Below are 14,568 nucleotides of genomic sequence, written 5' to 3'. Positions count from 1 at the left end.
TGCCTGACAGTATAATGACAGGACAGGAGGAACCATCATGAAAATTGCAATGGCCAATGACCACGCCGGCACGAAACTCAAGAACGAGATCAAGGCGTACCTTGAGAGCGAAGGACATGAAGTCAAGGATTTTGGCACGTACGACGAGGAATCGTGCGACCTTTCGGATTTTGTCTATCCGGCAGCCCTTGCCGTCGCGAAGGGCGAATGCGACCGCGGCATTTTTGTCGACGGCGTCGGCTACGGCAGTGCGATGATTGCCAACAAACTGCGCGGCATTTTCGCCGTGGTCTGTCAGGACCCGTTCTGCGCAGCGCTTGCTCGCCAGCATAATGACAGCAATGTCCTCTGCCTCGGCGGCAAGATCATCGGCCCGGCCATCGCCATGGAAATCGTCAAGACCTGGATGCACACGGACCCGCTGACGGCCGAAAAATATCGCCGCCGCGTCAAGAAAGTCCAGGAAATCGACGCGAAGCACTGCGTCGCCGTAAAATAAACCGACACTCGAATAAAACTGCACAAAAAAGAAGGCGTCACCCATGCGGGCGGCGCCTTTTCTATGGAAATATGCTGCAATATATTTCCAAGACTATATGAAATTGGGAAGTGTTTAGGGAATTTAGAAAGTGAATGCGTCCGTCGGAACGTCAATACGGTTGAAACTGCTGGTGTCTCAGTCGTAGAAAGCCGGTTTTTCCTGTGCTGGCTTGATTTCTTCAACTTTGCCGCTCGTCTGTGCACGGACAAGGGCATCGGCCGTGATGGCTGCGAGATAGCCATCCCAGGCATTCGGGCCGCCGATGACTTCTTTTGCTGCGTCGTTGACCCAGTTCTGGACCTCATCATCGTAAGCATCGTGGAAGCGTACGAAGCAGTCCGTATCGATGGTCTGCGTGATCTGTGCGTTCTTGCGATACGTCGGATAAAGCGGCTGCGGCATCTCGATGACACCGTCTTCGCAGACGACATGGCAGTTGATATCATAACCGAACTTGCAGTTGACGAAAACTTCATCTTCTACGACAATGCCGCTCTTCGTCTGCAGGATCATGAGCTGCGGGTCAGCGAGTTCCTTATGCGCATATTTCGTGACTTTCGGCATGATGACCTGAGCCGAAACGAAATCGTCGTTGACGAGCCAATGCGTAACATCGATTTCATGAATGGCCGTATCATGAACAGCCATAGCCGTCGTGTAGCTGTCCGGCACTTCCGGATTGCGGTGCGTGCAGTGCAGCAGAAGCGGCGAGCCGTATTCACCGGAATCAAGGGCTGCCTTGACTTCGTTGTAGCCTTTATCATAGCGGCGCATGAAACCGAGCTGAATCAGGTGTTTGCCGGATTTGACTTCGGCATCGATGACTTCGAGGCAATCCTCAGCCGTCGTGCAGAGCGGTTTCTCGCAGAAAATACGCTTGCCAGCCTTGATGGCCATGAGCAGAGCTTCTTTATGAGCAAAGCCCGGCGTAACGATGAAGACAGCATCGACTGCAGGATCGTTGATGAGGTCTGCTTCGTTCTTGTATTTCTTGCAGTTCGGGCCGGCAATGGCTGCACCCTTCTCGACGAGAGCATCGACCATATCGGCAACAGCGACGACTTCTGCGCCCTGCGTGCGGTTCGTCAGACGATCAATATGACTGCGGCCCATGCCGCCACAACCGATAACACCTACATGTAACATGATAATTCCTCCCAGCTTTATTTTAAAAATCTATATCGCTACTGAAATCTTTTGTATGGATTTGGACTTCAGTTTATGACTCAGTCAAAATTTCTCTTGATGACCGCTTCGGATTTTTCCTTGCCGATGCGGTAAACATCTTCTGGATCCATCTTGTAGTATTCCGGACGGAAGAGTTCGAGCGATACGACATCTTCTTTCCAGCCGATCTTCTTCAGAGTCTGGAAGATGGCATCGAGATCGATGCAGCCATCGCCCGGCCATACGCGGTCTTCATCGAGCAGCGAACCAATCGGGAAATCCTCGGTATCGTTCAGATGGACGATGAAGATCTTCTTGCCATCGGCCTTGGCAAGGTCCTCAAGTTTCGAGCCCATGCCATGGAAATGGAAGCAGTCGAGCGTGATGCCGACGTTGTCCATATCGACATCCTGGATGACGGACCAGGCCTCGCCAAACGTGTTGATGGAAGCTGCCGGATGGCCGATGAATTCTACCGAGATGCGCATGCCGTACTCAGCAGCGATGGCGCCCATCTCCTTGAGGCTCTTGACTGCGGATTTATGGATTTCCTGACGCGTAACTTTCTTGAGGTCAACGGTCGGCACCGTGATGACGGTCTTGCAGCCGATTTTTTTGCCCCATTCGCACATCTGGCGCAGCTCCTGCAGCACCTTCTGATAATCTTCCGGCGTGCGGTTGTTGAAGAAGCAAAGCGTGTTGAAAGCAAGGGGTTTGACTTTATGGCTCTTGAACCAGGCGGCCAGATCGTCGATCGTATGGTTCTTGAGATAATTCGGAATGCCGTCCATCGTGCGCGGCTCGATCATGTCGTAGCCGTACTTTTCGCAAAGCTCAAGGTCTTTCTCAAGGCTGGATTTTTCCAGGCAGGTTGCCTGATTCATGCTTAATTTCATTTCTTATGCTCCCTTTCTTTATTCTTTGAGCTGTTTTTCTCTCATTTGATGGTTTAAGTATACCGCTATTTTCAGAATATTACTTTCTCGTTTCTGCTTCCTTTCCAGCAAAAAAAAGAGTGCAGGCCGCCCGGCTTGCACTTTTCTGCAAAAACGAAAATGGTTTTTCTGTTTCCTTACTTATGGATGTTCGATGCTAAGGTATTCAGGTTCTTAAATTGATGTTCCCCGACTTTCGCCTTGCGGTAATTCTGTGGCGACATTCCTGCAAAGCGTTTGAACTGATTGTTGAAGTAGCTGATATTGTCGTAGCCAACGCGCACACTGACTTCTGTAATGGAAAGGTCCGAGGTCATCAAAAGCGTCTGTGCCTCGCCGATGCGCCGCCTGATGATGTACTGGATCGGCGGAAAGCCGAAAAATTTCTTAAACTGATGGGCAAAGCCCGAAACGCTCATATGTGAGCGGTCCGCTAAGGCCTCTACGGTCAATTCCTCCATAAAATGACTGTCGATATAATCCTTGCAGGCAATGAGCAGCCGGTCTTTCTCGCGTGCCGGCTGCTGGCGTTCATGCGGCAGCTGGTAAAGCAAAATTTCGATGAGGGCCGTGAGTACGGCCTGCGTGATTTCACCATTTCGCGGCAGATTCTGGTCGACTTCCGTATAAAGCAATTGAAAAAGGCTCTCAATCATCGAAGCGGCCGCTCCCGCATGGATGCGCGGCGAGACATCCTTAGCCACAAGAAAATTATCCGGCAAATTCGGCAGCGAAAGTCCCTTGACACCGCAATTATAGAAACGCAGTCCTTCCTCAGGGTCCGCGCTCTCGTCATGGAGCTTACCCTGATTGTAAATCAGAATATCCCCCTTCTCTACCTCATAAAGCCGCCTGCCGATACGGATATTGCCGCGGCCGCTGCAGATATACTGCAGTTCAAGATTGTGTTCATGGCAGTGTACGGCCGTCGGCGTGACCGTCTCCCGCTCATCATTGAAGCTGACATAGACAAGCTGCAGATTTTTCCACGAGATGCACGGTTCTAAAATATTCTTATTTTGCTTGTAATAAATAACACCCATTTGACTCACCCTATATAAAATACTCTGTCCGTCATATTCCTGCAAAATCGATGTCCGTTCTTCCTCTTTCTTTCATTCTAGCAATCCGCATCACGCATTGACAAGAGATATTCTGCACAATCCTAAGAAAAAAGAAAGTCTCCCCGTGCCAATAGCACAGGAAGACTTTCTAAAGCGGGTATTTATAATAGAAGCATTGAAAGAAATCAGGCTTTCTCTTCGCAGTTTACGCGGTCCTTCTCGCCATGGTGACGGAAGTCATGCTCAATCTGCTCAAGCGAACGGCCGCGCGTCTCTGGTACGAATTTATAGACAAAGCCGAGACCTAAGAGGCCGACAGCTGCAAAGATGAAGAACGTAGCCGAAAGGCCGAACGAATAGAGCAGCGACGGGAACACGGAGCCGATGCAGAAGTTCGTGAGCCAGAGGCAGAGAACGGCACAGCCCATGCCCATACCGCGAATGCGCAGCGGGAAGAGCTCCGACAGCAGCAGCCAGGTAACTGGGGAAAGGAAGCCCTGCTGGAAGAACAGGAACGTGACCGTCAAGGAAAGAACGACAAACGGCAGGACAGACGTACCGGCAAGCAGGTTCGAGAAAATACCAATGGCACAGAGGCAGGCCATCGTGCCAATCTGGCCCGTCATAATGAGCGGACGGCGGCCATGACGCGTCATAAGCCACATACCAAAAATCGTAGCGGCAACCGAAATCGTACCATTGGCGATATTGCCAATAAGAGCTGCTTCCGTTGAGAAGCCTGCCTGCGTCAGAATCTGCGTACCATAATACATGATGGAGTTGACGCCCGAAATCTGCTGGCAGATGGATACGCCCATGCCGATGAAGACGATGCGGCGGATCCAAGGCGTAGCGAGGTCCTTGTAGCTGGCCTTATCAAGATGCTGCTCGGCACTGATGTTATCCTGAATCTCATTGAGTTCGGCAATGGCCTGACGCTCATCGCGGATTTTCTTCAGGACTTTCATGGCATCGCTGACGCGGCCCTGCAGCAAAAGCCAGCGCGGGCTCTCCGGCATCACGAGCATGCCGAACCAGAGCACGACGGCCGGAATGGAAGCAAGTGCAAGCATGTAGCGCCAAATATGGCCAACTTCACCGAACGTGATGCCAAGGATAGCATTTAAGATGAAGGCTAAGAGCTGTCCGGAGACAATCATGAGCTCGTTCTGCGTGACCATGCGGCCGCGGCGGTCAGCCGGAGCCATCTCAGCGAGATAGGCAGGAACTGTGACGGAAGCACCGCCGACGGCCAGACCGAGGATGAAGCGGAAGGCAATGAGGATGCCTGCAGTCGGTGCCAGCGAGCAGCCGATTGCTGCACAGAAGAAGACGACGGCTAAGCAAAGAAGCATCTTGCGGCGCCCTTCTGCATCGGAAAGACGTCCGCCAAAGAACGAACCAATCGCTGCGCCGAACAGCAGGCCGCTGGCGACGAAGCCTTCAAGTGCCGGTGTCAGATTGAGCTGATCCGGACGGGCCATAAAAGCAAGCGCGCCGTTGATGACGCCAGTATCATAACCGAAGAGCAGTCCGCCGAATGTCGAAATGACGGTGACTCGTTTGAGGAACTTTTGATGACTTACCTCTGCCATAATTGCATTACTCCTCTCAATAATCTTGTAATTTCTTTCTTTTCTTTCTATAGAATATAGATGAGCTCATATCGGAAAACCTCAGCGGTTTTTGTTTACATGCTTTATTATAGATGAATTTTCAGAATAATACTTCACGATTTCTGTCTCATTTCGAATTAGAAAACGTTATCTTTACTATCCTTTTATATTATTCTGCAAGACATTGTTCGCAAATTCTCGTTTTCATCCATTTTACGCTCTATATTCCATCACACTTGCTCATTCTTTCGGCCGACCGCAAGATTCTATAGTCAGCATGCTCATACAGTGCGTCACACCTGCTATATCCCTGTACTTTTCAAAAAATTACGCCAAAAAATTGAAGAATATCACCGTTTTTACATGGTATAATAAACGTAAAGTTAATCAAGAAGGACAACACAGATAACAAATAGTTGTCCAATAGCAGTCAGGAAAGGCGGTTATCACAATGATTAAAGTTGGTATTATCGGCGCAGGTCGTATCGGTCACGTACATGGCGAAAGCATTTCGAAGTTCGTCAAGAATGCAACGGTCAAGACGATTGCAGATCCGTTTATGAATGAAAAGACGGAAGCTTGGGCAAAATCCCTCGGCGTTGAGAAGACGACGAAAGACTACCATGAAATCCTGAACGACCCGGAAATCAAGGCAGTTCTGATTTGCGCTTCCACGGACCAGCATTCCCCGCTCTCCATCGAAGCTCTGCGTGCCGGTAAGCATGTATTCTGCGAGAAACCGATTGACCACGATGTCAATAAGATTAAAGAAGTTCTCGATGTCGTCAAAGAGACGGGCATGAAATATCAGGTTGGTTTCAACCGCCGTTTCGACCACAACTTCAAGGCGATCCGCGATGCTGTTGTCGCTGGCAAAGTCGGCAAACAGCAGATCATCAAGATCACGTCGCGTGACCCGGAGCCGCCTTCCATTGACTATGTAAAAGTTTCCGGCGGTATCTTCCTCGACATGACGATTCATGATTTCGATATGGTTCGTTACCTCTCCGGCGCAGAAGTCGAAGAAGTTTATGCAGAAGGTTCGGTAACGGTTGATCCGGAAATCGGCAAAGCAGGCGATATCGATACGGCTGTCATCACGCTGAAACTCGATAACGGTGCAACGGCTGTCATCGATAACTGCCGTGCAGCTTGCTATGGTTACGATCAGCGCGCTGAAGTATTCGGCTCCAAGGGCTGCGTCGCCATCTCCAACGATTCCGACTCCAACGCTGTTTACAGCTGCAAAGACGGCGTCATCGCTGAGAAACCGATGTTCTTCTTCCTCGAGCGCTACATGATGGCTTATGCAAACGAAGTCAACCAGTTCGTCGAAGCAATCGTCAACGACACGCCGACCCCGGTCAACGCAAACGATGGCCTGCAGCCGGTACTCATCGGCCTCGCTGCTAAGAAATCCGTCGAAGAGCATCGTCCGGTCAAAGTTGCAGAGATCCGTGCTCAGTACGGCCTTTGATTCAGACCTTACATGTATCATCAATCCTAGTATCTTAGTATCCTAACCTAGTGATTGAAATTCCTTCGTTCCTCTCCATACGGCACCCCCTGCCGTATGTTCCATACCAAATAAAAAAAGGACCCTTCCCGGGGTCCTTTTTTTATGGCAAAAATACAGACATTTTTTTAGGCAATACATCTCCTCTTGTTAAAATGTAATGTGTTATATATTGGGTATATTTTGATGTATCTATGATAAAATGTTTGCGTTCTTTCCCTCATTCTGCTAAAATAGAGTCAGTTAATGATAGGATTCATATAAAATATCACGAGCATAGGGGCTGCAGCACACGCTGCGGCACCTCTATCGTTTTAACAGGAGGGGTATCATTGCTTCAATATTTTCCGAATCATCGCTATCGCTCCACATTCAGCAAAAGCGCTGCGCCAAGACTTGAATATGTCTGTCACGTTGGCGAAGATGCTTCCCATATGCCGCGCAGCATGCACGAACACGACCATCTCTGCGAAATCGTACTCGTCTATCAGGGAGCCGGCATCTACATGATCGATGGCAGACGTTATACGGCCCAAAAGGGCGACCTCATCTTCTATAACAGTCATTCCGTTCACGATGAATTCGGCGGCTCCGGCAGCGGCCTTGGCACCTACTGCATCGCAGTCAGCGGCCTGCGCATCGAGGATTTGCCGGACGACCATCTGCTGCCTGAGGGGCTTTCCCCTGTCCAGCCTACAAAAGGCCACTTCAAGGAAATCCTGCATCTCTTTGACTCCATCGAACAGGAGGCAAAGGAACACGCCGAAATTGCCAATTACCTGACCATGGCCCTGCTCACAAAGCTTGCAGCCTTCCTGCGCGAAGAAGGGCTGCCGGAAAAACAGCAGACACCGACGCTTGTCACAGAAGCCCGTGCTTTCATCGACAAGAACTACAAGGAGAACATCCGACTCAACGACATTGCCAAGGCCACGCATACCAATGCCTATTACCTTTCGCATCTCTTCAAGGCCGAAGTCGGGCTTTCCCCGATGAAGTACGTCATCCTGCGCCGTCTCGGCGAAGCTCAGAATCTCCTCATCAACACAGACATGACCATCACGCAGATCGCCGCACAAGTCGGCTACAACAACTCCAACTACTTCCAGAACGTCTTTAAGAGCGCCCTTGACATGACCCCCGGTGAGTACCGGCGCAAATGGACGATCTGAAATCCGAAGCCCAAGGTCTATATATAAGGGTCTATATATAATAGAAGCAAATGACAAAAACAGCGCGGCTGCCTGAATAGTCTTCAGACAGCCGCATCACTTTTTGTCATTTTTTATTTTAAAAGAAAAAATCCCCGAAGGCCGGGTAAGCCTTCGGGGCAAAATTGGGATGGGCGGATGTTCGTGCCATTCACACTTGCATCCTGTTTATCTCAATCAGAGTTCTCCCTTCGCCTCACGTGCGACGAGGTCACGCATAATCTGCGGATACTGCTTATCGAGCTTGTAAGCCCAGAGGATCAGCAGCAGGACAACCCAGACAAAGATCGGACCAAACTCATAAAGGTCAATGATCATCTGGATGGCGCTGTCCGGCTGGACAGCAGCAGCCGTCGTCGAAGAAACGTAACCGGCATAGGAGAGCAGGCCCGTGAGGACTGCACTCGTAAGACCGGAACCGACCTTCGTGCCGACAGAACCACCGGAGAAGATAAGACCTTCCTGACGGATGTGGAACTTCCACTGGCCATACTCAACAACATCGCCGAGGAAACCGAAGATGACGGAGTTCAGCGGGGCAAAACCAATGCCGCGGATAACGCAGCTGAATACGACCCAGTTAAAATCAAGCGGATTCAAGAGATAAATCAGATGACCGACAAAGCAGACGCTGATGCCGATGAGGCTCATGTTGCGTTTGCCGAAGCGGCGCAGCAGGGCCGGGCAGAAAACAATCGTGAAGCCGATTGTCAGGCCCGTCTCCAAGAGGTACAGGATGGAGTAAAGCGAGCTGTCCATGAAGATGTATTTGCAGTAATACGGCAGGACCGTACCCGTGATATAGAAGATAACGTTCTGCATCATCCAGATAGTCATGGCCATCCAGAAGTATTTATTGAGTGCGAGGCATTTCAGAGATTTGCCAACAGGGATCTTCGCGACTTTCTTGCGTGCTTCGATGACAACCGTCTCTTTGCACTGTGAGAAGCAGAAGAGCAGGAGAATGAGACCGAGAACTGCCCAAATGCTCATGACTTCGACCCAGGCCATCTGGTTATCGCCAAACATCTTGACGAGCGGCAGCGTAGCCGAGACCGAGAGAATTTTACCAAGTGGAGAAAGGGTCATACGCGTGATGGACAGCATATCGCGTTCTTTCGAGATACGCGTCATCATCGCCGAAAGAGAACCATACGGCAGATTCAGTGCCGTATAGCAGACGGTTGTACAGAAGTTATACGTAACAAAGAGGTACGCAAACTGCAGAGCCGAAGAACCTTGTGGTACCGTATAAATAAGGACGATAGAAAGAGCGAACGGAACACTCATCCAGAGAATCCAAGGTCTTGATTTGCCCCATTTGGAATTCGTACGCTCCACGATGAAGCCCATGACGACATCGGAAAAACCATCGAAGCAGCGGGAAATGAGGAAAACAAGACCAACCATTGCAGGATCAATGCCCGCATAGTCGGTGTAGAAGAACGTCAGGATGCTCATTGCACCCCAGACAATGTTCTGTGCCGTATCGCCAAGGCCATACGCAATTCGTGTGAGCCAGGACAGCTTGCCGGAATTCTCCGCAGCTGCATTTGCTGGATTTGCCATGAAAAAACCCTCCCATTTCTTGAGCCCTATAAAGCTCTATCATTATGAAACTACATTATATTACGACAATTCTCATCGGCAAACATATATCTCATGAACAAAAAGAATGGCTTCATGAAATATCCTGGCCGGGGACAGGCTCCCCTCCTGTCCTCGGTCAAGGAAAACTTTCATTTTTTGCTTTACCGTTTTCACTGCTTGCCAAGCAGAATCATTGACAACGGAACAATAAGTTATATTTTAAATCAATATACAATAGAAACCGGCTTGCCTTCTTTATAAGACTGCGTCGTAGCAAAGGCAATCTGCGTGGACTTCGTGCCATCATAAACTTTGACTTCCGGTTTGCGGCCCGTCTGGACACAGTCGATGAATTCCTGCATCTCCAGGAGATAAGCCTTGGCAAAACGCTCCGGAAAACCGCTGACACATTCTTTGACGGCACCGTGCTTATCATAGATCATGCAGAGGTTCTTCTCCGGAACCGGGCTGATGCGCAGCGTTCCTTCCGTGCCGACAACTTCCGTTTCAACATGGTAGCCATACGGAGCCGTGCGGCCGACATGGACAAAACCGATTTTGCCGCTCTTGCATTTGTACATCGCTACGCCCGTCTCATCATCGCCGGCAGCCTTGAATTCCGGATGCTTGAACGTCGCACCGGATGCATAGACTTCCGTCGGGTCCTCGCCGAGGAACCAGCGCATGAGGTCGATATCATGGATGGCCATGTCGATGAAGATGCCGCCCGAGGTCGGCGCAAAGCGGATGGCGCCTTGTACGAGAGCCTCCGGGTCAATGCCCGTAGCCTTTACCATATACGGCTCACCAATGAGGCCGGCCTTGATTTTTTCCATGGCATATGCATAGGACGGGTCGAAGCGGCGCATGAAGCCGAGGAAGAATGCGAGTTCCGGATGACGCTCTACAGCCTTTTCTGCCTGCTTGCATTCCTCAACGTTGACACCCAGCGGTTTCTCCGAGAAGACGTGCTTGCCGGCATCAAGGGCCTTGGCAATCTGCTCGCAGTGCAGACCGCTTGTCGTGACAATGGCCACGGCGTCGATATCGGCCTTGGCGAGCATCTCGTCAAAATCCGTATAAACATCCGTCACACCGAGTTCTTTCTTGGCATATTCAAGTTCAGCCGGCATGATTGAGCAGGCTGCCGTAAGCTCCGCATTGGGGATCTTATACGCGATGTTGCCTGCATGAACCTTGCCGAGACGACCGAGACCTGCGATACCAACTTTGACCTTTTCCATGATGACCTCTCCCTTTATGATAATCTAGTTCAAAACTTTATCATTTTTCTTCGTTCAAGCTTGTTTCATCTGAACTGTTATTATCATATCATGGGTCAGTTCTGAGGTCATTATCGCCACATGCTTAAAAATGTTCATTTCTTGCTCTCATGTGTCTGACTTCTCAGTTTCATCCGGAACTGTATCCTTGGCACGATCCTTCCCCTGGAACTTATCAAGGAAATGATACTTGCCTCTGGCAGAAAAATAATGACGGAATGTTTTCGGTGTCATATTCATCTCACGGCGAAAGGCACGCACAAAATACGAACTGCTTGTAAAGCCTGTCATCATCGCAATCGTATCGATTTTTTCCATCGTATAGACAAGCATCTTCTTTGCCTCGTCCAGCCGGTAATTGAGCAGGTACACATGCGGCGGCATCATCATCATGCGTTTAAAGAGCCGCGTAAAATAAAACGGACTCAGATTGACCGCAGATGCAATATCCGCTACCGAAATCGGCTCGGCAAAATGCTTTTTGATATAAGCAACGGACTGACGCACAGCTTCTTCTGCCGGCGTCTCCTCCTTAAGCGTCTGTTCGGCCAGACGGCAGAGCAGGCTGTACAGAAGGCGCGAAAACTGGAATTCGCTGCAGTCGCCACTTTTCAGCCCTTTGAGGATATCGTCGACGAGTCCGACTACCTGTTTGCCGTAAAAAGCATTGAGGTGTCCCGAGCCATTTGTCTCATAAATATGCTCAAGGATTGGCGCGACTTCCCGGCCATCGAAATGAAACCATTTCACCACAGAAGGTCCCTCGGACCAATAATCATTTGACTCACGGCAGGCCAGCAGCACAATCTCTCCCTGCCGCGCGACAAAATGCTCACCGCGCAGCTTGAAATGCAGCTCCCCGCTTTCGATATACTGAATCATATAGGCATTCATGTAATCGCGGCGGATGCGGTACGGTGAGTCCAGCTTATACTTAGCTCCCCACATTGGATAAAAAAGATGCTGCTTGGCAAAATTGCTGGCCGAATAAAAATAGATGCCATCGCGCCAAAGCACGCCCGGTTCCTCTATTGCCATAAAAATCCCTTCTCTCAAGATATGCGTTTCCTTGTTACCATTATCCATTATTGCACATTTTAAGAGAAGGGTGTATGCAAATACAAATCAGAAATTGCGTTTGATAACGGCTTCCGATTTTTCTTTGCCGATGCGATAGACATCGTCAGCCGGCATTGCATAATACTCCGGACGGAAAAGTTCGAGAGAAAGTACATCCTGTGCCCAGCCAATCTTTTTAAGCGTCTGCAGGATGCCATCGAGGTCAATGCAGCCGTCGCCCGGCCATACGCGGTCATCATCGCGCAGAGCGCCATACTGGAAGTCTTCTGTATCATTGAGATGAACAATGAAGATTTTCTTGCCATCAGCCTGAGCGAGGTCTTTCAGGCTGGAATGCATGCCGTGGAAATGGAAGCAGTCGAGCGTCAGGCCGACATTGTCCATATCGAGCTCCGAGATGATGTCATAGGCTTCGCCAAAATCATTGAGGGAAGCTTCCGGATGGCCAAGAAATTCCACGGACAGACGCATGCCGGCTTCGCCGCAGATACTGCCCATTTCTTTGAGGCAGGCAAGCGTCGATTTGCGGATGGCCTGACGCGTGACTTTCTTAAGTCCGACCGTCGGCACCGTGATGACGGTCTTGCAGCCAATTTTCTTACCCCATTCACACATCTCACGCAGTTTGCGCAACGTTTCCTTATAATCTGCCTCCGGCAGATTATTGAAGTACTCAAGCGTATTGAAGGCCCATGGCTTGACCGGATGCGCGGCAAAATAAGCGGCGAGTTCCTCTATGGAATGGTTTGCCAGATAATTCTTGAGGCAGTCCATCGTGCGAATCTCAATCATATCGTATCCGTATTTCTCGCAGAGTGCGAGATCCTGCTCCAGCGTCGTTCCCTTGCATTTGAGTGCCGTAGCTTCATTCATGCTGAGTTTCATTTCATACTCCCCTTTTCCTGAATCTGGCATCTGTACATGGTATAATATAGATGACGAATGAACAGATGCTTGTTTATTTATTGTTTACAGTTATTATTATATTGGTATTTCAGCTTATTTTCCTTTATGTTATTGTCGTTTTTCAGAAAAGAATGACGCAAATAAAGTGTTGAAACAGCACGCTCTGCCAAAAATACCATGCCATGTCTTCGAAAAATCCTCTATTATCTTGCTCTCATGCTGCTAAGAAGGTGATATTTTGCTTCAATATTTTATCCCGCGGACGAATGGACCTCATTCTGCCCAAGATTCCAGCTGCCATCTTCGCAGTGTCTGTGATATCGATTCGCGTCATGGCAAACTGCCGCGCACAATGCACATGCACACAGACCGCGCAGAAATCATCCTCGTGACAGCCGGACATGGCAGCTTCAATATTGACACAGGCCATTACCTCGCAGGCAAAGGCGATATCCTCTTTTTCGACAGCGGCATTCTGCATGACGAAACAACAGTCGAGGGTGACCTGGCTACCAGCTGCCTGTCTGTCTCGGATTTCAAGCGGACAAAACGACGGCCCAATGCCATGGTCGGAGACTGCTATGCTCCGCTCCTGCACCTTGGCGATTCCTTCCCTGAAATCTATGCGCTTTTTCAGGCCCTGACAAAAATGGCGCGAACAGGAAATCCTGTTTCCCTGCTCGACGCCCTCACGGCTGTCATCTTAGACAAACTCGATTTTGAGCTGCGCAGACACGGGCAAAAGCCACAGCAGCAGGAAGAATCCTTAGGACTGACCGTCAAGGCTTACATCGACCATCATTACCGTGAAGAAATCACCCTGAAATCCATTGCCGAAGATTTGAATTTTAATCCTTATTACCTCGCCCATGCCTTCAAAGAACATATCGGCTATTCACCAATGCAGTACATCATCAGGCGGCGCATCGGGGAAGCTCAGAATCTGCTGATCAGCACAGACCGCAGCATTACGGACATCGCCCTGTCATGCGGCTACAATAACTCCAACTACTTCCAGAGCGTCTTCAAAAATCTCATGGGCATGACGCCGGGGCAGTACCGGCGGGACTGGGTCAAGAATACTTCTCCCCCAAAAGAATAAAACAAGCGGCTCCGGCAAAATGCCGGAGCCGCTTGTTTATCATGTACGAATGTTTGCGAATGCTTCAAGACAATTTACTTACCTTCTGACCTTCGCCTTAGCCGTGACGACGACGTAGATGCCCGCCATAATCATGAGCATGCCGAGAAGGATATGGAGCGTCATGGGTTCGCCAAGACAGATGATGCCGCCGACGACGCCGACGATTGGCACGGCCAGTACGGCCACCGAGGCCTTGCTGACTTCAATATGCTGCAGAATCCAGCTCCAGAGGAAGAAGGCCAGGGCGGAAGCGAGTACGCCGTTATAAAGCAAACACAGGATGGATTCTTTGTTCCAGATGACCGGTCCCTGCGGTACGATGGCCGTATAGACGAGCAAAGTCAGTGAGGCACAGACCATCTGCCAGGTCGTCAGCGAAATGGCGTTGACATCCGACAGCTTGAGCTTGACAAAAATGCTTGCGAGGCCCCAGAAAACAGCGCTCAAAAGGCCGATGAGGATGGCCGTAATGCTGCCGCCCGCGTGTACATCCATGAGGACGACCATGCCGGCAA

Annotated in this window: 13 protein-coding genes; 4 read left to right on the top strand and 9 right to left on the bottom strand. The window is 50.0% G+C overall.

Going from position 1 to position 14,568, the window contains the following annotated elements:
* Positions 1–37 precede the first annotated feature (37 nt).
* Positions 38–499 (top strand): RpiB/LacA/LacB family sugar-phosphate isomerase, encoded by a 462-nt coding sequence (locus tag ACI4OH_RS00680; RefSeq protein ID WP_118175864.1) that lies wholly within the window; start codon positions 38–40, stop codon positions 497–499.
* Positions 500–676: 177 nt separating this feature from the next.
* Here ACI4OH_RS00680 and ACI4OH_RS00675 read toward each other — a convergent pair whose 3' ends face one another.
* From ACI4OH_RS00675 to ACI4OH_RS00660, 4 genes are all read right to left on the bottom strand, one after another.
* Positions 677–1,687 carry a Gfo/Idh/MocA family protein gene (locus ACI4OH_RS00675; RefSeq protein ID WP_432645925.1) on the bottom strand — a complete coding sequence of 337 codons (1,011 nt, stop codon included), beginning with the start codon at positions 1,685–1,687 and terminating at the stop codon, positions 677–679.
* 80 nt (positions 1,688–1,767) lie between these two features.
* On the bottom strand, positions 1,768–2,604 hold the full coding sequence (locus ACI4OH_RS00670; protein ID WP_302609643.1) for a sugar phosphate isomerase/epimerase family protein: 837 nt from the start codon (positions 2,602–2,604) through the stop codon (positions 1,768–1,770).
* 176 nt (positions 2,605–2,780) lie between these two features.
* Positions 2,781–3,686, bottom strand: a complete 906-nt coding sequence (locus ACI4OH_RS00665) for a helix-turn-helix domain-containing protein (protein WP_439783938.1) — start codon at positions 3,684–3,686, stop codon at positions 2,781–2,783.
* 206 nt (positions 3,687–3,892) lie between these two features.
* Positions 3,893–5,302, bottom strand: a complete 1,410-nt coding sequence (locus tag ACI4OH_RS00660; RefSeq protein ID WP_439783937.1) for a sugar porter family MFS transporter — start codon at positions 5,300–5,302, stop codon at positions 3,893–3,895.
* Between the two features lie 472 nt (positions 5,303–5,774).
* Between ACI4OH_RS00660 and iolG (ACI4OH_RS00655) the strand changes: the two genes are divergently transcribed.
* The gene (iolG, locus tag ACI4OH_RS00655; protein WP_317429889.1) at positions 5,775–6,800 is read left to right on the top strand and encodes an inositol 2-dehydrogenase; all 1,026 of its coding nucleotides are present in this window, start codon (positions 5,775–5,777) and stop codon (positions 6,798–6,800) included.
* Positions 6,801–7,171: 371 nt separating this feature from the next.
* A complete protein-coding gene (locus ACI4OH_RS00650) occupies positions 7,172–8,011 on the top strand; it encodes a helix-turn-helix transcriptional regulator (RefSeq protein ID WP_432645928.1) in 840 nt (279 codons plus the stop codon).
* 216 nt (positions 8,012–8,227) lie between these two features.
* Here ACI4OH_RS00650 and ACI4OH_RS00645 read toward each other — a convergent pair whose 3' ends face one another.
* From ACI4OH_RS00645 to ACI4OH_RS00630, 4 genes are all read right to left on the bottom strand, one after another.
* Positions 8,228–9,619 (bottom strand): MFS transporter, encoded by a 1,392-nt coding sequence (locus ACI4OH_RS00645; protein WP_435721450.1) that lies wholly within the window; start codon positions 9,617–9,619, stop codon positions 8,228–8,230.
* A gap of 245 nt (positions 9,620–9,864) precedes the next feature.
* Positions 9,865–10,884, bottom strand: a complete 1,020-nt coding sequence (gene iolG, locus ACI4OH_RS00640) for an inositol 2-dehydrogenase (protein ID WP_435721451.1) — start codon at positions 10,882–10,884, stop codon at positions 9,865–9,867.
* Positions 10,885–11,031: 147 nt separating this feature from the next.
* A complete protein-coding gene (locus ACI4OH_RS00635) occupies positions 11,032–11,961 on the bottom strand; it encodes a helix-turn-helix transcriptional regulator (protein ID WP_439783936.1) in 930 nt (309 codons plus the stop codon).
* 87 nt (positions 11,962–12,048) lie between these two features.
* Positions 12,049–12,888, bottom strand: a complete 840-nt coding sequence (locus ACI4OH_RS00630; protein ID WP_439783935.1) for a sugar phosphate isomerase/epimerase family protein — start codon at positions 12,886–12,888, stop codon at positions 12,049–12,051.
* 259 nt (positions 12,889–13,147) lie between these two features.
* Between ACI4OH_RS00630 and ACI4OH_RS00625 the strand changes: the two genes are divergently transcribed.
* Positions 13,148–14,011 carry a helix-turn-helix transcriptional regulator gene (locus tag ACI4OH_RS00625; RefSeq protein ID WP_439783934.1) on the top strand — a complete coding sequence of 288 codons (864 nt, stop codon included), beginning with the start codon at positions 13,148–13,150 and terminating at the stop codon, positions 14,009–14,011.
* 78 nt (positions 14,012–14,089) lie between these two features.
* Here the strand turns inward: ACI4OH_RS00625 and ACI4OH_RS00620 are convergent.
* Positions 14,090–14,568 (bottom strand): DMT family transporter (locus ACI4OH_RS00620; RefSeq protein ID WP_439783933.1); only part of this gene is annotated, 479 nt, incomplete at its 5' end.

Origin of the sequence: Mitsuokella apri (genome assembly GCF_051886055.1) — a bacterium.
GTDB lineage: Bacteria > Bacillota > Negativicutes > Selenomonadales > Selenomonadaceae > Mitsuokella.
The sequence above is the reverse complement of the archived record's forward strand: the minus strand, read 5'-3'. Positions and strand labels throughout refer to the sequence as shown.